Genomic DNA, 19,798 nt, shown 5'->3' on the forward strand with positions numbered 1-19,798 from the left:
CGGCAGGGCCGATCGAGTGGCCCGGGTCACGGCACCGGCGTGAGGCCCACCACACCGAGCTGTCGTCTCAGACGTCTTGACGGCACTATGCCTGCGTGAGCACCGACGCCGAGCGCCCCGGGCTGCCCGAGGGCCTGCTGACGACCATCGACCACGTGGGCATCGCCGTCCCGGACCTGGACGAGGCGATCGCCTTCTACGCCCGAGCCTTCGGGGTCCACTCGGTGCACGAGGAGACCAACGAGGAGCAAGGGGTCCGCGAGGCCATGCTCGCCGTCGGCAACGGCGAGACGCGGATCCAGCTGCTCGCGCCGCTGACCCCGGAGTCCACCATCGCCAAGTTCATCGGCCGCTCCGGGCCGGGGCTGCAGCAACTCGCCTTCCGGGTCGACGACGTCGAGGCGGTGAGCGCCACGCTGCGCGAGCGCGGGCTGCGGCTGCTCTACGACACGCCCAAGCGCGGCACGTCGGACAGCCGGGTGAACTTCGTCCACCCCAAGGACGCCGGCGGCGTCCTGGTCGAGCTCGTCGAGCCGGCCGCGACGAGCTCGCACTGACCACCGCGCACCGACCACCCCGGAGCCAGCGGTTACCCATCGGTAACCTCTCCGCACCCGCACCGCCCTCCGAGCCCGGCCGACCACGGCCACCGATGACCCGGGAGAACGCGTGAACGAGATCAGGGACGCCATCCTCGCCGACCAGCTGGACGCCCTCGGCGGCCTGGCCGTGCCGGAGTCCTACCGCGCCGTGCTGGTCCGCAAGGACGAGCAGGACATGTTCGTGGGCCTGCCCACCAAGGAGAAGGACCCGCGCAAGTCCCTCCACGTCGAGGAGGTCCCGACGCCGGAGCTCGGCCCGGGCGAGGCGATCGTGGCCGTCATGGCGTCGTCGGTGAACTACAACACCGTCTGGACGTCGATCTTCGAACCGGTCTCCACCTTCGGCTTCCTCGAGCGCTACGGCCGCGTCTCCGAGCTCACCAAGCGGCACGACCTGCCCTACCACGTGGTGGGCTCGGACCTGGCCGGCGTCGTCCTGCGCGTGGGCCCCGGGGTCAACAAGTGGAAGCCGGGCGACGAGGTCGTCGCGCACTGCCTCTCGGTGGAGCTCGAGGACCCGGCCGGGCACGACGACACGATGATGGACCCGCAGCAGCGCATCTGGGGCTTCGAGACCAACTTCGGCGGCCTCGCGGAGCTGGCGCTGGTCAAGAGCAACCAGCTCATGCCCAAGCCCGCGCACCTGTCGTGGGAGGAGGCGGCGAGCCCCGGGCTGGTCAACTCGACCGCCTACCGCCAGCTGGTGAGCAAGAACGGCGCCAACATGAAGCAGGGCGACGTCGTGCTCATCTGGGGCGCCTCGGGCGGCCTGGGCTCCTACGCCACCCAGATGGCGCTCAACGGCGGCGCCATCCCGGTGTGCGTGGTGAGCAGCCCGGAGAAGGCCGAGATCGTCCGCCGGATGGGCGCCGAGCTGGTCATCGACCGCTCCGCCGAGGGCTACCAGTTCTGGAAGGACGAGGACACCCAGGACCCGAAGGAGTGGCAGCGCTTCGGGAAGAAGATCCGCGAGCTGACCGGTGGCGAGGACGTCGACATCGTCTTCGAGCACCCCGGCCGGGAGACCTTCGGGGCCAGCGTCTACGTGGCCAAGAAGGGCGGCACGATCATCACCTGCGCGTCCACCACCGGTTACATGCACGAGTACGACAACCGGTACCTCTGGATGAACCTCAAGAAGATCCTGAGCTCGCACTTCGCCAACTACAAGGAGGCGTGGGAGGCCAACCGGCTCATCGACAAGGGCCTCATCCACCCGACCCTGTCGAAGGTCTACCCGATGGAGCAGGTCGGCCAGGCCGCCCTCGACGTCCACCGCAACGCCCACCAGGGCAAGGTCGGCGTCCTGACCCTCGCCCCCGAGGAGGGGCTGGGCGTCAAGGACGCCGAGAAGCGCGCGAAGCACATCGACGCGATCAACCGCTTCCGCGGCATCTGAGGACCCCGTCCAGAGGCTCACCGGGGGCCGGGCCGCGCTCGCGGCCCGGCCCCCTGCGCGCACCGCCCGGCGTGTCGGCCGGGACGCCCGGGACATCTGGGACCGACCCCGCCCGGGACGGTGACGAGCCCCTGCCCTTCTGCGAGGATGGCGACCATGAACGACCCCCGCCGCGACATGCCGGTGCACGAGGCCCAGCACTCGTTCGACGTGGTCCTGCGGGGGTACGACCGCAGCCAGGTCGCCGACACGATCGAACGGCTCGAGGCGGACTTCCGCATCGCGCTCGCCGACCGCGACGCCGCCGTCGCGCGCTCCTCCGACCTGGCCAGCCAGCTGTCGGCGCTCCACGGCGAGATCGAGACGCTGCGCCGCAAGGCGGCGAACGCCGCGGCCCCCACCTTCGAGAACATCAGCGAGCGCATCCAGCACATGCTGCAGCTCGCCGAGGAGGAGGCCGCGGAGATCCGCCGCGCCGCCGAGGCCGACGCCATGGCCGTGCGCGAGCAGACGGCCGCCGAGGAGCGGGCGCTCCTGGAACGCCACGCCGCCGGCCAGGCGGAGGTGGAGCGGATGATCGCCGAGGCGCGGCAGAGCGCCGAGCAGATCGCGCAGAAGGCGCAGCAGCGAGCCGACGAGCTGGTCGCCAAGGCGCAGGAGCGGGTCGCCCGGCTGGACGCCGAGTCCCAGGCCCGTCGCGCCAAGGTCGAGGAGGACTTCGACATCGCCCAGCGCGCCCGCCGCGCCGAGGCCGCCCGGGCCGAGGAGGAGCGCGAGCGCGTCTCCACGCAGGCCGCCCGCCAGCGCATCGCCGCCGCGGAGCAGCATGCCGCCCAGCTCGTGGCCGACGCCGAGGCCCGCGCCGAGGCCATCCGCGAGGTCCGCGACGAGCTCACCAGCCGGCTGGTCCAGGCCCGCCGCCTGCTGGACGACCTGCCCGACCTCGGGGACCGCCCGCAGGGCCCCCGCGACGATGCGCGTGCCGACGCCGGCACCGAGCGCCGCCCGCAGCCGACCGCCCGCACCCCCGAGGCCGCCCCCCAGCAGCCCGCTCGCCCGCAGACCGCTCCCCAGCAGGCGGCTCCCCAGCAGCCCGCGGCGCAGCCGGCCACCGCACCCCAGCCGGTCCGGGCCGCGGAGCCCGAGCGTCCGGAGGCACCGGCCCCGGCCGGCGGGCCGCAGACGGGGCAGCAGCCCGCGGTGCAGGTTCCTCAGGGCGAGGCTGCCGCGGCCCGCCAGCCCACCCGCTCCGATCCGGTGACCGCCACCTTCCCGGCCGTCCAGCGGGCCGAGCCGACGACGCGCGCGCTCCCCCTGCCCCCGCGACCGACCGCCGGAACGGCCCCTGCCGGGCAGGAGTCGGAGGAGTCGGTCGACGAGCCGGTCGGCCGCTCCTGACGCAGGTCGGCTCCCCGCGCACCCGGCGCCGCTCCCCGGTCCGCGCCGGCCTCCTCGCGCTCGCGCTGGCGGTCCTGCTGGGTGGCCTGGCCGCACCGGCGAGCGCTGCGGCCGGGGAGACCGGTACCGCGCTCCTGCGGGTCGCCCACCTCTCCCCCGACACCCCGGCGGTCGACGTCTCGCTGACGCCCGCGGCACCGCCCGGTGAGGTGCTCACCGATCCCGGCCCCGATCTCGCCACCGGGATGGGGTACGGCGGGGTGAGCGCCTTCGCCGAGCTGCCCGCGGGTGCGTACGCGGTCAGCGTCCGGGCCGCCGGCTCACCCGCCACGACGCCGCCGGTGCTCTCGGCCCGGCTCGAGCTCTCCGCCGGGCAGGCCCGCACGGTGACGCTCGCGGGCGCCTTCGCCGACCTCGCCCTCCAGCCGCTGGACGACGACCTCAGCGCCCCGCCCGCCGGCGCGGCGCGGGTGCGCGTGCTCGGGGCGGCGCCCGGCACCGGCCCCCTCGACGTCGTGCTCGACGGTGGGCCGCCGCTCGCCGAGCAGTTGCGCTCCCCGGGCGCCGCGACCCCCGTGACGGTGCCCGGCGGCCGGTACCGCGCCCGCCTGCCCTCGACCGGCGACGACGCCGAGGTCGACCTGCCCGCGGGCTCGGTGCGGACGGTGCTGGTCCTGGCACGACCCGGGGGTGGTATCGAGCTGCGGGTCGTGGCCGACGCCACCGGTCCCGCGGTGCGACCCGCGGGCGGGGTCGATGCAGGAGGCGGCCCGCCGGGCCCGCTCGCCGGCCGGCTGCTCCGCGCCGTCTCCGCCGCGGTCGGGGGACCCGCGGCGGCGCGGCCGGTGCCGGCAGCGCCGGTGCGGCTGCACGTCCCGGCCGCCGGGATCGACGCGTCGGTGGTCGGCGCCGGGCTGGACGGTGGCGGCGCGCTTTCCCCGCCGGCGGACCCCGCCCTCGTCGGCTGGTTCACCGGGAGCGCCCGGCCCGGCGCCACCGGCCCCGCGGTGCTCACCGGGCACGTCGACTGGGCGGGACGCCCCGGGGCGCTCGGCCGGCTCGACCGGGTAGCCCCTGGTGACGAGGTGCTGGTCGAAGGAGCCGACGGCGGCGTCGCCCGGTTCCGGGTGACCGCCGTGGAGCGGTACGCGAAGGACGCGTTCCCCGGCGACGCCGTCTACGCCCCGACCCCGGCCGCGGAGCTCCGCGTGATCACCTGCGGCGGGGCGTTCGACGCGGCGACGGGCAGCTACCGGGACAACGTGGTGGTCTCGGCCCGGCTGACCGGCTGAGCGCGGCCGCTACCTGCGCCGCTGCCGCGAGCGCCAGCAGGCGGTGTGCCAGTGCCGCCGGCGGTCGGCCGCCGAGTCGACGTCCCACGGGTCCAGGTCGGAGTCGCGGACGTAGGCCGGCCAGGTCACCACGTGCGGCGTGCCCGGGCGGATCTCCTGGTCGCAGCCCGGGCAGCGGTAGGTCTTGCCGGTGGCGGCACCGGTGATCGGCCGGACGACCCAGTCGCCGTCGCCGGCCTCCTCGACCGGGTCGACGCGCCGGGCCGGTTCCCGGCCAGCAGGTCGGGGACCGGCCCGGGGACGGCGACGGGGCACCCGTCAGCGACCGGCGTAGTCCCGGAACCCGCGGCCGGTCTTGCGGCCGAGGTAGCCGGCGGTCACCAGGTGCTCCAGCAGCGGGGCCGGCGCGAAGCCCGGCTCCCGGAACTCCGTGTAGAGCTCCTTCTCGATCGCGAGCGAGACGTCGAGACCCACGACGTCCAGCAGCTCGAAGGGCCCCATCGGGTAGCCGCAGCCGACCTTCATCGCGGCGTCGATGTCGTCGGCGGTGGCGTAGTGCGCCTCCAGCATCTTCACCGCGTCGTTCAGGTAGGGGAAGAGCAGCGCGTTGACGATGAAGCCGGCGCGGTCGGTGCAGGAGACGGCGTGCTTGCCCAGCTGCGCCGAGACGGCGTGGATGGTGGCGGCGACGTCGGGTGCGGTGGAGATCGTGGAGACGACCTCGACGAGCTTCATCACCTGCGCAGGGTTGAAGAAGTGCATGCCCACGACGTCGGCCGGGCGGCCGCTGGCCTTCGCGCACTCGATGACCGGGAGGCTCGAGGTGGTGGTGGCCAGCACCGCGCCCGGCTTGGCGATCTCGCCGAGGTTGGCGAACAGGGCCTCCTTGACCGGCAGCGACTCGACGACGGCCTCGATGACCAGGTCGCGGTCGGCGAGGTCGTCCAGCGACGTCGTCCCCGAGACCCGGCCCAGGATCTCCGCCTTCGCCGCCTCCTCGAGGCGACCGCGCACGACCTGCTTGTCCAGCGACTTGCCGAGCGCCGTGGTGACGGCCTCCACCTTCTCGGGCGAGCGCGCGACGAACCGCACGTCGTACCCGCCCTTGGCGACGACCTCGATGATCCCCGTGGCCATCGTGCCCGAGCCGACGACGCCGACGGTCCGCACGTCGCGGGCACCGGCCGCGGCACCACCCGGGGTGGGCGTCCGGTCGTCCGGGACGACCTCGGCCGAGCCGGGCTCGGCGTAGGTGTAGAAGCCGCGGCCTGACTTCCGGCCCAGCAGGCCGGCGGTCATCATCTGCTTGATCACCGGGCTGGGGGCGTGCAGCCGGTTCCGCGACTGCTTGTACATCGTGTCGAGGATCTCGTAGGCGGTGTCGATGCCGATGAGGTCCATGAGCGACAGCGGGCCCATGGGCAGGCCGCAGCCCAGGCGCATGGCGGCGTCGATGTCCTCGCGCGAGGCGTAGCGGTTCTCGTACATCGACACCGCGTGGTTGAGGTAGCCGAACAGCAGCGCGTTGGCGATGAACCCGGCCTTGTCGCCGATCGTCACGTCCACCTTGCCCAGGCGGTCGGCGAGCGCCTCGACGGTCTCGACGACCTCGGGCTCGGTGACGACGGTGCGGACCACCTCGACGAGCTTCATGACCGGCGCCGGGTTGAAGAAGTGCATCCCGATGACCTTGCTCGGGCGGCCGGTGACCACCGAGAGCTCGGTGACCGAGAGGCTGGAGGTGTTGGTCGCCAGGATCGTGTCCGGCGGGCAGATCTTGTCCAGCTTGGCGAAGACGTCGGCCTTGAGCTCCATCCGCTCCGGGATGGCCTCGATCACCAGCTCCGCGTCGGCGAGGTCCTCCAGCGAGGTGGAGAAGCGGATCCGCTCGAAGATGGCGTCCCGGTCGGCGGGGTCGAGCTTGCCGCGGGCGACCGCCCGGTCGGTGGACTGCTCGACGTGGCCGCGGCCGCGGGCCAGCGCCTCGTCACCGGTCTCGACGGCGGTGACCGACAGCCCCGCCCGCGCGAGCACCTCCGTGATGCCGGCACCCATGGTGCCCAGCCCCACGACGCCGACCTCGTTCAGTTCCCTGGCCACGTTGCCGTCTCCCATCGCCGGTGATGGCGGGAAGTCTCTCATCACGGCGGACGGCGGTCCCCGGCCCCTCTGCGGGCGGCCCGCTCAGAACAGGCGCTGGGACGGGTCGTCGGTGCCCTTGAGCACGGCGTAGTCGACGGTGACGCAGTCGATGCCGCGGTCCTGGGCGAGCACCCGCGCCTGCGGCTTGATCTCCTGCGCGGCGAACACGCCCTTGACCGGGGCCAGCAGCGGGTCGCGGTTGAGCAGCTCCAGGTAGCGGGTGAGCTGCTCGACGCCGTCGATCTCGCCCCGGCGCTTGATCTCGACGGCGACGGTCCCCCCGTCGGCGTCCCGGCAGAGCAGGTCGACCGGGCCGATGGCGGTCGGGTACTCGCGGCGCACCAGCGACCACCCCTGCCCGAAGGTCTCCACGTGCAGCGCGAGCAGCCGCTGCAGCTCCGCCTCGACGCCGTCCTTCTGCAGCCCCGGGTCGACGCCGAGATCGTGCGCGTGGTCGTGCTCGACGGCCTCGATCGTGATGATCAGCTGCTCGCCGGCCTTGTTGGTGACCGTCCAGGTGCCGCTGCCGTCGACGAGCTCGTCCTTCAGCGTGCAGGGCGGTGTCATCCAGTTGAGCGGCTTGTAGGCGCGGTCGTCGGCGTGGATTGACACCGAGCCGTCGGCCTTGACCAGCAGGAGGCGGGTCGCCATGGGCAGGTGGGCGGTGAGCCGACCGACGTAGTCGACCGAGCAGCGGGCGATGACCAGGCGCACGGGCGCCGACGCTACCCGCGCCGCGGCGGGTGGCCGGACCCGGTGCCGAGTTCCGGAAAGACGCCGGTGCGGAAGCGTGGTCCTCCGGGCCCCCGGCGTCCCAGAATGGGGGCGTGAGCGCAGCGGCGGCGACCGGCACCCCTCAGACGGACCGGCCGGCCGGCGACTGGGTGCACTGGCTGCTCGACGCCGCCCGCACGCGGCTGGGCATGGAGGTCGCCTGGGTGTCGCTCTTCACCGAGGGCAGCCAGCTCATCACCGCCGCGACCGGTGCCCTCGACGCCATGAACGTCCAGGAGGGCATGCGGGCGCCGCTGGAGGGCTCCTACTGCGTGCGGGTGCTCAGCGGCCAGCTGCCCGCCGTCGTCACCGGGGCCGGGCGCGACCCCCGGACGCGCGACCTGGAGGTGACCGGCGAGCTGCGCATCGGCTCCTACGTCGGCGCCCCGGTCCGGGGGCCCGACGCGCGCCCCATCGGGATGCTCTGCTGCCTCAGCCGGGACGCCGGCGCGCAGCTGGACGGCGAGTCCGTCCGCACCGTCGAGCTGCTGGCCGACCTGATCAGCGACCACTTCCGGCAGGCCGGTGCCGGCACCGCGCCGGACCTGGCCGCCCGCCGCGCCCGGGTGCGCGCCTTCCTGGCGCAGGGTGCGGTCGAGGTCCACCTCCAGCCGGTGGTCGAGCTGACGACCGGGCGCACCGCCGGGTACGAGGCGCTCAGCCGCTTCCCCGGCTGGGGTGGCGACGGGCCCGCGGCGCTGTTCGCCGAGGCCGCCGCGGTCGGGGTCGGCGTCGAGCTCGAGGAGGCGGCGCTGCGCGCGACGCTGGCCGGGGCCGGCCGGCTGCCCGATGGGCTGACGCTGGGGGTCAACCTCTCACCGGACGCCCTGCTCTGCCCGACCGTCGTCGACGCGCTGCTGGAGCACGCCGGGTGCCCGCTGGCCGTGGAGATCACCGAGCACAGCCGCGTCGACGACTACGAGGCGGTCGTCGCGGTCACCCGGGGGCTCCGCCGCGCCGGCGTCGCGGTGAGCGTGGACGACGCGGGCGCCGGCTACGCCAGCCTCCGGCACATCCTGCGGCTGGACCCCGACGTCATCAAGCTCGACATCGGGCTGGTCGTGGGGCTGCACACCGACCCCGCCCGGCAGGCCATGACCTCGGCGATGGTGGCGTTCGCCGACGAGACCGGCGCGCGGCTGGTGGCCGAGGGCGTCGAGCACACCGAGGAGCGCGACGTCCTCGTCGCCCGCGGGGTCCGCTACGGGCAGGGGTACCTGCTCGGCCGCCCGCGGCCGGCGGCCGAGGTGCTCGGCGGATCGCCCGCCTGAGCTCCCCGGGGAACCTCCCGGCCACCCCGGCCCGTCGTCAGGGGTATGAGCACCCGTCCCCTGCGCATCGCCGGCCTGCTGGCCCTGGCCCTGCTCCTGACCGCCTGCGCCGACACCGGCGGTGGTGCCGGCGGGTCCCCGGCGGAGCCGTCGTCCCCCGCCGGCGACGACGCCACCGTCGTGCTCCAGGTCAGCGAGGTCGGCGGCTTCACCACCCCGGCGATGCTCGCCGCACGGGTGCCCTCCGCCACGCTGTACGCCGACGGCCGGCTGATCACCGACGGCCCGGTGATCGCCATCTGGCCGGCCCCCGCGCTGCCGAACCTGCAGGTGCACCGGCTGGGCGACGGTGGCGTGCGCGACCTGGTCGACCGCGCGATCGCCGCCGGGGTGACCGAGACCGGCGACCTCGGCACCCCGCCGGTCGCCGACGTGACCAGCACCCGCTTCACCATCCGCACCGGCGGGGAGACGGTCACCCGGGAGGTGTACGCCCTGGGCATGGGCGCCGGACCCCGGGGGGAGCTCGACCCCGGGATCACCGAGGAGCAGGCGGCCGCCCGCGCCCGGCTCTCGGAGCTGGCCGAGGCGCTGCGCGACCCGGTCGCCGCGCTGGGCGCCGACCGGGTGAGCGGCCCCGAGCCCTACCAGCCGGAGGCCGTGGCCGCGGTGGTGAGCCCCTACGTCGAGGTGGATCCCCCGCAGGCCGAGCTGCCGTGGCCGGGCCCGGCGCTGCCGGGTGAGCCGATCGCGCCCGGGACCACGTGCGTGACGGCCACCGGCGAGCAGGCGCAGGCGGTGCTGCGGGCGGCCGCGGAGGGCAACGCGGCCACCCCGTGGGTCGGCGAGGACGGGTCACGCTGGTCGGTGGTGCTGCGGCCGCTGCTGCCGCACGAGTCCGGCTGCGCGGACCTGACCGACCGATGAGCGACGGGCCCGGATCTCGTGCCGAGGTCCGGGCCCGTCGGAGACCCGCCGCCTACGCGGTGGCGGGCTGCCGCAGGTCGGCGTCCACGCCGGCGCGCTCCTCGGCCGGGGCGAGCGGGTCGACCGTCCGCGTCGACCGGTAGCGCTCGAGGTCGAGGATGCCCTCGCGCTTGGCCACGATCGTCGGCACCAGCGCCTGGCCGGCCACGTTCACCGCGGTGCGCCCCATGTCGAGGATCGGGTCGACCGCCAGCAGCAGGCCCACGCCGGCCAGCGGCAGGCCGAGGGTGGACAGCGTGAGGGTCAGCATGACCACCGCGCCGGTGACGCCGGCGGTGGCCGCGGAGCCGACGACCGACACCAGGGCGATGAGCAGGTAGTCGGTCAGGCCCAGGTCCACCCCGAAGAACTGGGCGACGAAGATGGCCGCCAGCGCCGGGTAGATCGCCGCGCAGCCGTCCATCTTCGTCGTCGCGCCCAGCGGGACGGCGAAGGAGGCGTAGGACCGCGGGACGCCCAGGTTCTGCTCGGTCACCCGCTCGGTCACCGGCAGCGTGCCGATCGACGAGCGCGAGACGAAGGCGAGCTGGATGGCGGGCCAGGCGCCGGCGAACCACCGCAGCGGCGAGAGGCCGTGCAGCCCGAGCAGCACCGGGTAGACGACGAACAGCACCAGGGCCAGACCGGCGTAGACGGCGCCGGCGAAGACGCCGAGCGAGCCCAGGGACTCCCAGCCGTAGCTGGCGACGGCGTTGCCGATCAGGCCGACCGTGCCCAGCGGCGCGAGCAGGATGACCCACCACAGCACCTTCTGGACGACCGCCAGCGCGGAGCGGACGACGCCCAGGAAGGGCTCCGCCGCCTCGCCGACCTTGAGCACCGCGACGCCGATGGCGACGGCGATGACGATCAGCTGGAGCACGTTGAACGACAGCGCACCCTCGGCCGAGCCCTGCAGGCCGAGGACGTTGCCGGGCACGATGCCGCCCAGGAAGTCGAACCAGGAGCCGGTGCGGGTGGGGTCCTGCTGCGCCGCGGCGTCGACCGAGCTGTTGCGGCCGGGCTCGGTGAGCAGGCCGAGCCCGATGCCGATGCCGACGGCGATGAGCGCCGTGACGGCGAACCACAGCAGCGTCTGCCCGGCCAGCCGCGCGGCGTTGGAGACCTGCTTGAGGTTGGCGATGCTGACGATCACCGCGGTGACGACCAGCGGCGGGACCAGCGTCTTCAGCAGCGTGACGAAGGTGCTGCCGATGGTCTGGAGGGTGGTGGTGAGCCAGTTGGGCGAGCCGTCGGCGACGGGGCCGATCTCCCGGGCGAGGAAGCCGAGGGCCACGCCCACGACCAGGCCGAGGAGCACCTGCGCCGCGAAGGGCACACGGCGGGGACGAGCGAGCACGATGTTTCCGTTCAGAGGGGGTGGAGGAGCGGGTGGGGGCGCGTCAGCCCCGACAGCGCTCCACCGTCACGCGGCCGAAGTCGACGGTGCGCCGCCGCGTCAGCCCCCAGATGTTCTGCACGCGTGTGTCAGTCCCCCAGCACCTCCGGGCATTCCGCCCTGTGGCCGGCTTCACCGCGGCCCCGTCCGGAGGCTCGCCCCGGGCCTGCGGAGAACGAAGGAACGGGGTCCCGTCAGTCGGGCCAGACGGGGCGCCGCTTCTCCAGGAAGGCAGACATCCCCTCGACCGCGCCGGGGAGCCGGCTCGCCGCCGCCATGACCTCGATCGCGGTGGTGTAGGCGTCCCGCTCGGGCCGGTCCAGCTGGGCGTACATCGTCTGCTTGCCCCAGGCCTTGCTGGCCCGCGAGCCCCGGGTGGCCCGCGCGACGAGGTCGTCGACGGCGGCGTCGAGCTCGGCGTCGGGCACCACCCGGTTGACCAACCCCCAGTCCAGCGCCGTCGCCGCGTCGATGACGTCACCGGTCAGCGCCAGCTCCATCGCCCGCTTGCGGCCGACGTTGCGGGCGATCGCCACCATCGGCGTGTGGCAGAACCAGCCGCCCTTGCCGCCGGGCGCGGCGAACCCCGCGGACTCCGCCGCCACCGCCAGGTCGCAGGACGCCACCAGCTGGCAGCCGGCGGCGGTGGCGAGGGCGTGCACACGCGCCACGACGACCTGCGGCACGTCCTGCACGGTCTGCATCAGCTCGGTGCACAGCTGCAGCAGGCTGCGCACCTCGGGCAGCGAGGAGCCGGCGACGTCGGCGAAGTCGTGGCCGGCGCTGAACACCGGCCCCTCCGCACCCAGCACGATCGCCGCGGCGTCGCTCTCCCCCGCCTCGGTGACGGCGGCGAGCAGCTGCCCCAGGTGCTCGCGGGAGAGCGCGTTGCGCTTCGCCGCGCGCGTCATCGTGATGCGGACGACGTCACCGTCGCGCTCGACCCGGGGTGCACCGTCAGCCATGCCCCGACCCCACCACGCCCGGCCGCGGTCGGCAATGACGATCAGCGGCGGGAGCGGGAAGCTGGGTGGGTGCCCGGTGCGCGCAGCCGGCGCACGCTCCGGGGGGCGACCGGCTGCCCGAGCCGGATCGGCTGGACCACTTCCTGACCACCCGCTCGGGCCTGCACCGGCCCGGACGGCCGGGCTGGGCGATGTGCCCGGCCCGCCCGACCGCGTGCGCTTCTCCCCCGGCGTCGACGTCCGGTTCGGCCCGGCGGTCAGACCGGGGCGGGAACCCGGTCCTGGAGGCCGTTGGCCTCGCGGACGACGTCGACCACCTGGCCCATGATGTCGTTCAGCCCGAAGTCCTTGGGCGTGAACACCCGGGCGACCCCCTGCTCGCGCAGCCGGCGGGCGTCGCTGTCGGGGATGATCCCGCCGACGACCACGGGGACGTCGTCCAGACCGGCCTCCCTGAGCCCCTGCAGGACCGCCGGCACCACCTGCAGGTGGGAACCGGAGAGCACCGACAGGCCGACCACGTGCACGTCCTCCTCGACGGCGGCGCTCACGATCTGCGAGGGCGTCAGCCGGATGCCCTGGTAGATGACCTCGAAGCCGGCGTCACGGGCCCGCACCGCGATCTGCTCGGCGCCGTTGGAGTGGCCGTCGAGCCCGGGCTTGCCGACCAGGAACCGCAGCCGGCCGCCGAGCTCCTCGCCGGTGGCGCGGACCCGCTCGCGGACCGCGGTGAGGGTCTCGTCGGCCTCCCCGCCACCGGCGGCGGCGGCGACGCCGGTGGGCGCCCGGTACTCGCCGAACACCTTTCGCAGCACGCCGGCCCACTCCCCCGTCGTCACCCCCGCGCGAGCGCAGTCGAGCGTGGCGGGCATCAGGTTCACATCGCCGGCCGCCGCCTCGCGGAGCGCGTCGAGGGCCTTGCCGGCCGCCTCCTGGTCCCGGCCCGCCCGCCACCTCCGGACGGCCTCCTGGGCGGCGGCCTCGACGGCCGGGTCGACGACCATGATCGCGGTGTCGAGATCCGCGGTGAGCGGGTTGGGCTCGGTGGTGTCGAACCTGTTGACCCCGACGACGACGTCCTCGCCGCTCTCCATCCGGCGCCGGCGCTCGGCGAGCGAGGCGACCAGCTCGCCCTTCATGTAGCCCGACTCGACCGCGGCCACCGCGCCGCCCATCTCCTGCACCCGGGCGATCTCGGCCCGGGCGCCCTCGACGAGCTCGGCGACCTTCTTCTCCACCACGACCGAGCCGGTGAACAGGTCGTCGTACTCGAGCAGGTCGGTCTCGTAGGCGAGCACCTGCTGGAGGCGCAGCGACCACTGCTGGTCCCAGGGCCGCGGCAGGCCCAGGGCCTCGTTCCACGCCGGCAGCTGCACGGCGCGGGCGCGGGCGTCCTTGGACAGGGTGACCGCCAGCATCTCCAGCACGATGCGCTGGACGTTGTTCTCCGGCTGCGCCTCGGTGAGGCCGAGGGAGTTGACCTGCACGCCGTAGCGGAAGCGGCGGTGCTTGGGGTCCTCGACGCCGTAGCGCTCCTTCGTCAGCTCGTCCCAGAGCTGGGTGAAGGCCCGCATCTTGCACATCTCCTCGACGAACCGGACCCCGGCGTTGACGAAGAAGGAGATGCGCGCGACCACCTCGCCGAAGCGCTCCTGCGGCACCTGCCCGGAGTCGCGGACCGAGTCCAGGACCGCGATCGCGGTGCTCATCGCGTAGGCGATCTCCTGCACCGGTGTGGCACCGGCCTCCTGCAGGTGGTAGCTGCAGATGTTGATCGGGTTCCACTTCGGCATCGCCGTCACCGTGTAGGCGACCATGTCGGTGATCAGCCGCATCGAGGGCGCCGGCGGGAAGACGTACGTCCCCCGCGACAGGTACTCCTTGATGATGTCGTTCTGCGTCGTCCCGGCGAGCTTGCTGACGTCGTGGCCGTGCTCCTCGGCGACCGCCTGGTAGAGCGCCAGCAGCCACATCGCCGTGGCGTTGATGGTCATGGACGTGTTCATCTCGTCCAGCGGGATGCCGTCGAAGAGCGCGCGCATGTCACCGATGTGGGACACCGGCACGCCGACCTTCCCGACCTCCCCGCGGGCGAGCTCGTCGTCGGGGTCGTAGCCGGTCTGCGTGGGCAGGTCGAAGGCGACCGAGAGACCGGTCTGCCCCTTCGCCAGGTTGCGGCGGTAGAGGGCGTTGGACTCGGCCGGCGAGGAGTGGCCGGCGTAGGTGCGCATGACCCAGGGGCGGTCACGCTCCTCCGGCTTCTGCGGGAACGGCATACCGGCGGAGTGTAGGGCGGTTACCCGCCGGTAGCAGCCCCGCCCGGCGATGTGTGCGGTGGCACACTCGCTGACGGGTGCACCCGGGAGGAGGAGGGCCGTGGCGGTCGCGGACAGCCTGCTGCACGCCGGGGGGCCGGTCATCGCCCTGACGGCGTTCGCGCTGCTGGCGCTGTTCACCCGGTGGGCCTTCGGCAGCGACCTCGCCCGCGACCGCCGGCACCGCGAGCCGGCCGACGACGGGCTGCTCACCCACATCGCCACGCTGAGCCAGCGCGAATCGGCACTGGCGCTGCGGGCGGTGCTCTCCGACGCGGGCATCCGCTCCACCGTGCGGTCCCCCGCGGCCCACCGCGCCGAGGTCCTGGTGTTCCCGGAGGACGCCGACCGCGCGCGGCAGCTGGCCGCCTCGTTCGGCGGCGGTTCCTAGCCCGGGCGCTCGGTGCGCCGCACCACCGCGCCCAGACCCGCCAGCTGGTCGACGAAGTCGGGGTAGCCGCGGTCGACGTGGTGCACGTCCTGCACCTCGGTGACGCCGTCGGAGCACAGGCCCGCCAGCACCAGCCCGGCACCGGCGCGGATGTCGGTCGCGAGCACCGGGGCGCTGGAGAAGCGCTCGCGGCCCCGGACGACGGCGTGGTGGCCGTCGATGCGGACGTCGGCGCCCAGCCGCACCAGCTCGTTGACGAACATGAACCGGCCCTCGAACACGTTCTCGGTGATCAGGGCGGTCCCGGTGGAGACGGCGGCCAGCGCCACCGCCATCGGCTGCAGGTCGGTGGGGAACCCGGGGAAGGGCAGGGTGACGACGTCGACGCAGCGCGGGCGGCCCTCCATGGCCACGCGGATGCCGCCGGGCAGCGCCTCGACGACGGCCCCGGCGTCGGTGAGCTTGTCCAGGGCGACGGTCAGGTGCTCGGCCACACCCCGCTCGATGACGACGTCGCCGCGTGTCATCACCGCCCCGATCGCCCAGGTGCCGGCCACGATGCGGTCGGGGACGGTCGTGTACTCGACCGGCTGCAGGGAGTCGACGCCCTCGACGGTGATCGTGGAGGTGCCGGCGCCGTCGATGCGCGCCCCCATCTCGCCGAGCATCCGGCACAGGTCGACGATCTCGGGCTCGCGCGCGGCGTTGTCGACCACGGTGGTCCCCGCGGCCAGCACCGCGGCCATCACCAGGTTCTCCGTGGCGCCGACGGAGGGGAAGTCCAGCCAGATCGAGGTGCCGGTGAGCTGGGGGGCGGTCGCCACGAGGAAGCCGTGCTCGCTGACGATGGTGGCGCCGAGGCGTTCCAGGCCGGAGATGTGCATGTCCAGCCCGCGGGAGCCGATGGCGTCCCCACCGGGCAGCGCCACCCGCGCGCTGCCGCAGCGGGCGACGAGCGGGCCCAGGACGCTGATCGAGGCGCGCATCCGGCGGACCAGGTCGTAGTCGGTCTCGGTCGAGGGCGCGTCCGGGACGTCGATGGTCAGCCGGCCGCCGCCGCCGCTGCCGGGCGTGCGCTCGTAGGAGACGGCGCAGCCCAGCCGGCGGAGCACCTCGCTCATGATCGCCACGTCGAGGATGTCGGGGACCTCGTCGATGGTCGAGCGCCCGGGCGCGAGCAGCGCCGCCGCCATGAGCTTGAGGGCGCTGTTCTTGGCACCGGTGACCCGCACCCGGCCCGCGAGCCTCGCTCCCCCGGTCACCTCGAAGCACTGCACCGGACCACCCTACGGGGACCCCGCGGCGACGCCCCACCACGTGCTGGAACGGCCCTGCTGCAGAGGCCCGCCGCGAGCGTGCGAGCGGTGCACGTGTGGAACGACCCTCCTGCAGGGACCCGCGCCGAGCGCCAGCGAGGTGTGGGAGCAGGAGGGTCCTTCTCCTAGGCTCGCTGCATGACCGTCCGGCTGACGCGCATCTACACGAAGACCGGCGACGCCGGCCAGACCCACCTGGGCGACATGAGCCGGGTGGCCAAGACCGACCCCCGACTGGTCGCCTACGCCGACGTGGACGAGGCCAACAGCGCGATCGGCGTCGCGATCGCCCTCGGCTCCCCGGAGCCGGCCCTGGCCGACCTGCTGCGCAGCATCCAGAACGACCTGTTCGACGTCGGGGCCGACCTCTGCACGCCGATCGTCGCGGAGCCGCAGTACCCGCCGCTGCGGGTGACGGCGGCCTACACCGAGCGGCTCGAGGCGGCGTGCGACACCTACAACGAGACGCTGCCGAAGCTGGACAGCTTCATCCTGCCCGGGGGCACGCCGCTGGCGGCGCTGCTGCACCAGGTGCGGGTGGTCGTCCGCCGGGCCGAGCGCAGCATCTGGGCGCTGCTGGAGAGCGACGCCGAGCGGACCAACCCCGAGACGGCGCGCTACCTCAACCGGCTGTCGGACCTGGTGTTCATCCTCGGCCGGGTGGCCAACCCCGACGGCGACATCCTCTGGGAGCCCGGTGCGCACAGCGGCGTGCACGCCCAGCGCGCCGCCGCGGCGCCGCAGGAGTAGGGGCCGGTCAGCTGCCCGGCGGGGCCGACTCCAGCCAGGACTGGAAGCCGGTCACCGTCGAACGGTCCATCGCCAGCTCCCGCTGCCCCTGGACGGTGGTGCACCGCAGCACGAGGACGTCGGCCGGCAGGGCCAGGTCGTCGCGGTGCGCCGGTCGCTGGGCGAGCACCCGGAAGCCGGCCCGGGTGAGCCGTTGCTGCGGCCGGACCGACAGCGAGAGCGCCCGGTACCAGAGCAGCGCGTCGTCGCCGTACCAGGCGACACCCACCGACCACCGGGACGCACCTTCGGGGCGCAGCCACATCGTCACCGCACCGAGGCCCGAGAGCAGGAAGCGGCGGCGCAGCAGGAAGACCACGACGACGAGCAGCAGCAGGACGCCGGTCAGCACCCACAGGGCGGTGGTCATCCCGCGCGTTCGCCGTCGAGCTCAGTCGCTCGCGCCGGCCGCCCTCAGCCGCGACTGGGCGCGGCGCGCGGCGGCGACCGCGTCGGGGTCGTCGCCCTCGCTCTCGGCACGGCGCAGCGCCTCACGCGCGCGCTCCACGTCGATCTCGCTGGAGATCTCCGCGGTCTCGGCGAGGATCGAGACCCCCTTCTCGGTGACGGAGAGGAAGCCGCCGTGGGCGGCGATGACCATGTCCTCGCCGGTCTCGGTGCGGATCGTCACGACGCCACCCTCGGCCAGTTGCCCCAGCAGCGGCGCGTGACCGGGGAGGACACCGAGCTCGCCCTCCGTGGTGCGGGCGATGACGCTGGTCGCCTCGCCGGACCAGATCTTGCGCTCGACGGCCACCAACTCGACCTGCAGGGTCGCCACGACACTCCTCGGTTGGAACGGACGGGTCACGCTCACTGTAGCGACGTGTGGCTGCCGACCTGCCTGCAGGGACCCGCTCGCGGCTGGGGCACCTCCCGCTCGCGGGGGACGGCGAGGTGCGGGGGCAGGAGGAACGGTCTTCAGGCGGCGCGGCGGTAGAGCAGCGTCCAGCGCCCGACGCGCACCCACGGGCGCCGGACGCACGTCGCGGACGCCCAGCGCTCGGTGTCGAAGTCCGCGGTGCGGACCTCCACGGGCGCGTACGGCGGCCAGGTCCAGTCGAGCGCCTCCCGGCCCCCGCGCGGCACCACTGCGCTGTCCCGCTCCACGTCGCCCCCCGTGCCGGCACCCGTCGGCCGGGTGCGCCTGACGGGATCGTCGGCGGGCCGGCGTGCGCACCGCAGGCCCGGCGGGCGGATTTCACCCCGACGGAGGACGCGCCCAGCCGCCGGGGACGCCGGAGGCCGGGCCCCTCCTGGGAGGGACCCGGCCTCGGGGGTGTCCGACGACGGATCAGCGCTTGAGCTTCGCGGCGTTCTTCTCGAGGTCCTCGAGACCGCCGCACATGAAGAAGGCCTGCTCCGGGACGTTGTCGTACTCGCCCTCGGTGATGGCCTTGAACGCCTGCAGCGTCTCCGACAGCGGGACGAAGGAACCCGGCTGACCGGTGAAGGCCTCGGCCACGAACATGTTCTGCGACAGGAAGCGCTCGACGCGGCGGGCCCGGTTGACGGTGACCTTGTCCTCTTCGGACAGCTCGTCGATGCCGAGGATCGCGATGATGTCCTGCAGCTCCTGGTAGCGCTGCAGCACCTGCTTCACCCGCTGGGCGATGTCGTAGTGCTCGTTGCCGACGTACTGCGGGTCGAGGATCCGGCTGGTGGAGTCCAGCGGGTCCACGGCCGGGTAGATGCCCTTCTCCGAGATCGGCCGGGAGAGCACGGTCGTCGCGTCGAGGTGGGCGAACGTGGTGTGCGGCGCCGGGTCGGTGATGTCGTCGGCGGGCACGTAGATCGCCTGCAGCGAGGTGATCGAGCGACCACGGGTCGAGGTGATCCGCTCCTGCAGCTCCCCCATCTCGTCGGCCAGCGTCGGCTGGTAACCGACCGCGGAGGGCATGCGGCCCAGCAGCGTGGAGACCTCGGACCCGGCCTGGGTGAACCGGAAGATGTTGTCGATGAAGAGCAGCACGTCCTGGTTCTGCTCGTCGCGGAAGTACTCGGCCATCGTGAGGGCCGACAGCGCGACGCGCAGCCGGGTGCCCGGCGGCTCGTCCATCTGCCCGAAGACGAGCGCGGTGGCCTCGATGACGCCGGACTCGGTCATCTCGGTGATGAGGTCGTTGCCCTCGCGGGTGCGCTCGCCGACGCCGGCGAACACCGACACGCCACCGAACTCCTGGGCGACCCGGCGGATCATCTCCTGGATGAGGACGGTCTTGCCCACGCCGGCGCCACCGAAGAGGCCGATCTTCCCACCGGCCACGTACGGGGTGAGCAGGTCGATGACCTTGATGCCGGTCTCGAGCATCTCGGTGCGGCCCTCGAGCTGGTCGAACCGCGGGGCGTGCCGGTGGATCTCCCAGCGCGGGGCGTCGGCGGCGTAGCCCGGCTGGTCGAGGCACTCGCCCAGCGCGTTCCAGACGTGGCCCTTGGTCACGTCACCGACCGGCACGCTGATCGCCGAGCCCGTGTCGGTCACCTCGGCGCCCCGGACGAGGCCGTCGGTCGGCTGCATGGAGATGGTGCGGACGACGTTCTCGCCGAGGTGCTGGGCCACCTCGAGGGTCATGGTCTTGCTGAGGTCGGCCAGCGTGACATCGACCTTCAGGGCGTTGAACAGGTCGGGCATCGCGTCGCGCGGGAACTCGACGTCGACGACCGGCCCGGTGACCCGCACGACGCGGCCGCTGCCGGTGGTCTGCGAGGTGGTCGGACGGTCCTCGGTGACGGTCATCTGTACTGCTCTCCTGCCCTGGGGCTCGGTGGTCTGCTGTTC

Annotated in this window: 19 protein-coding genes; 8 read left to right on the forward strand and 11 right to left on the reverse strand. The window is 73.9% G+C overall.

The annotated features are described in order from the left end of the window. Positions 1-95 precede the first annotated feature (95 nt). The 4 genes from mce to E9565_RS01820 all read left to right on the forward strand — a co-directional run bounded on the left by mce (position 96) and on the right by E9565_RS01820 (position 4,691). Positions 96-557, forward strand: a complete 462-nt coding sequence (gene mce, locus E9565_RS01805; protein ID WP_236833943.1) for a methylmalonyl-CoA epimerase — start codon at positions 96-98, stop codon at positions 555-557. A 112-nt stretch (positions 558-669) separates the two neighbouring features. Next, positions 670-2,001 carry a crotonyl-CoA carboxylase/reductase gene (ccrA, locus tag E9565_RS01810; RefSeq protein ID WP_236833944.1) on the forward strand — a complete coding sequence of 444 codons (1,332 nt, stop codon included), beginning with the start codon at positions 670-672 and terminating at the stop codon, positions 1,999-2,001. Between the two features lie 156 nt (positions 2,002-2,157). Beyond that, entirely contained in the window at positions 2,158-3,399 is a 1,242-nt protein-coding gene (locus E9565_RS01815; RefSeq protein ID WP_236824655.1) for a hypothetical protein, read from the forward strand. A gap of 134 nt (positions 3,400-3,533) precedes the next feature. After that, a complete protein-coding gene (locus E9565_RS01820) occupies positions 3,534-4,691 on the forward strand; it encodes a class F sortase (protein WP_255725559.1) in 1,158 nt (385 codons plus the stop codon). 9 nt (positions 4,692-4,700) lie between these two features. Here E9565_RS01820 and E9565_RS01825 read toward each other — a convergent pair whose 3' ends face one another. From E9565_RS01825 to nucS, 3 genes are all read right to left on the reverse strand, one after another. Next, complete coding sequence (locus E9565_RS01825) at positions 4,701-5,006, reverse strand: hypothetical protein (RefSeq protein WP_236833945.1); 306 nt, start codon at positions 5,004-5,006, stop codon at positions 4,701-4,703. A 3-nt stretch (positions 5,007-5,009) separates the two neighbouring features. Continuing rightward, a complete protein-coding gene (locus tag E9565_RS01830; RefSeq protein ID WP_236824657.1) occupies positions 5,010-6,791 on the reverse strand; it encodes a 3-hydroxyacyl-CoA dehydrogenase family protein in 1,782 nt (593 codons plus the stop codon). A gap of 84 nt (positions 6,792-6,875) precedes the next feature. Further along, positions 6,876-7,547, reverse strand: a complete 672-nt coding sequence (nucS, locus tag E9565_RS01835) for an endonuclease NucS (protein ID WP_236824658.1) — start codon at positions 7,545-7,547, stop codon at positions 6,876-6,878. 113 nt (positions 7,548-7,660) lie between these two features. On the opposite strand from nucS, the gene E9565_RS01840 reads away from it, so the two are divergent. After that, entirely contained in the window at positions 7,661-8,878 is a 1,218-nt protein-coding gene (locus E9565_RS01840) for an EAL domain-containing protein (RefSeq protein ID WP_236833946.1), read from the forward strand. Between the two features lie 45 nt (positions 8,879-8,923). Then, complete coding sequence (locus E9565_RS01845) at positions 8,924-9,805, forward strand: hypothetical protein (RefSeq protein WP_236833947.1); 882 nt, start codon at positions 8,924-8,926, stop codon at positions 9,803-9,805. 52 nt (positions 9,806-9,857) lie between these two features. Here E9565_RS01845 and E9565_RS01850 read toward each other — a convergent pair whose 3' ends face one another. From E9565_RS01850 to E9565_RS01860, 3 genes are all read right to left on the reverse strand, one after another. Further along, entirely contained in the window at positions 9,858-11,204 is a 1,347-nt protein-coding gene (locus tag E9565_RS01850; protein WP_236833948.1) for a dicarboxylate/amino acid:cation symporter, read from the reverse strand. A 233-nt stretch (positions 11,205-11,437) separates the two neighbouring features. Continuing rightward, positions 11,438-12,208: an enoyl-CoA hydratase-related protein gene (locus E9565_RS01855; RefSeq protein ID WP_236824662.1), complete on the reverse strand. Its 771-nt coding sequence runs from the start codon at positions 12,206-12,208 to the stop codon at positions 11,438-11,440. A gap of 257 nt (positions 12,209-12,465) precedes the next feature. Continuing rightward, entirely contained in the window at positions 12,466-14,484 is a 2,019-nt protein-coding gene (locus E9565_RS01860; protein ID WP_236833949.1) for a protein meaA, read from the reverse strand. A gap of 100 nt (positions 14,485-14,584) precedes the next feature. Between E9565_RS01860 and E9565_RS01865 the strand changes: the two genes are divergently transcribed. Beyond that, entirely contained in the window at positions 14,585-14,914 is a 330-nt protein-coding gene (locus E9565_RS01865; RefSeq protein ID WP_236833950.1) for a hypothetical protein, read from the forward strand. On the opposite strand, the gene murA is transcribed toward E9565_RS01865, so the two are convergent. Next, positions 14,911-16,191, reverse strand: a complete 1,281-nt coding sequence (gene murA, locus E9565_RS01870) for a UDP-N-acetylglucosamine 1-carboxyvinyltransferase (protein ID WP_236824665.1) — start codon at positions 16,189-16,191, stop codon at positions 14,911-14,913. The two genes, E9565_RS01865 and murA, sit on opposite strands and share 4 nt — an antisense overlap. Positions 16,192-16,368: 177 nt before the next feature. Here murA and E9565_RS01875 point away from each other — a divergent pair, with 177 nt between their 5' ends. Next, entirely contained in the window at positions 16,369-16,980 is a 612-nt protein-coding gene (locus tag E9565_RS01875; RefSeq protein ID WP_236833951.1) for a cob(I)yrinic acid a,c-diamide adenosyltransferase, read from the forward strand. Between the two features lie 7 nt (positions 16,981-16,987). Here the strand turns inward: E9565_RS01875 and E9565_RS01880 are convergent, their stop codons facing one another. The 4 genes from E9565_RS01880 to atpD form a co-directional block, all read right to left on the reverse strand. Further along, on the reverse strand, positions 16,988-17,389 hold the full coding sequence (locus E9565_RS01880; RefSeq protein WP_236824667.1) for a DUF2550 domain-containing protein: 402 nt from the start codon (positions 17,387-17,389) through the stop codon (positions 16,988-16,990). Positions 17,390-17,410: 21 nt separating this feature from the next. Next, positions 17,411-17,800, reverse strand: coding sequence for a F0F1 ATP synthase subunit epsilon (locus E9565_RS01885; protein ID WP_236824668.1), 390 nt, complete (start codon positions 17,798-17,800; stop codon positions 17,411-17,413). Between the two features lie 140 nt (positions 17,801-17,940). Next, a complete protein-coding gene (locus tag E9565_RS01890) occupies positions 17,941-18,129 on the reverse strand; it encodes a hypothetical protein (RefSeq protein WP_236824669.1) in 189 nt (62 codons plus the stop codon). Between the two features lie 184 nt (positions 18,130-18,313). Then, positions 18,314-19,756 (reverse strand): F0F1 ATP synthase subunit beta, encoded by a 1,443-nt coding sequence (atpD, locus tag E9565_RS01895; protein WP_236824670.1) that lies wholly within the window; start codon positions 19,754-19,756, stop codon positions 18,314-18,316. Positions 19,757-19,798 lie beyond the last annotated feature (42 nt).

Source organism: Blastococcus sp. KM273129, from assembly GCF_021698995.1.
Classification (GTDB): Bacteria; Actinomycetota; Actinomycetes; order Mycobacteriales; family Geodermatophilaceae; genus Blastococcus.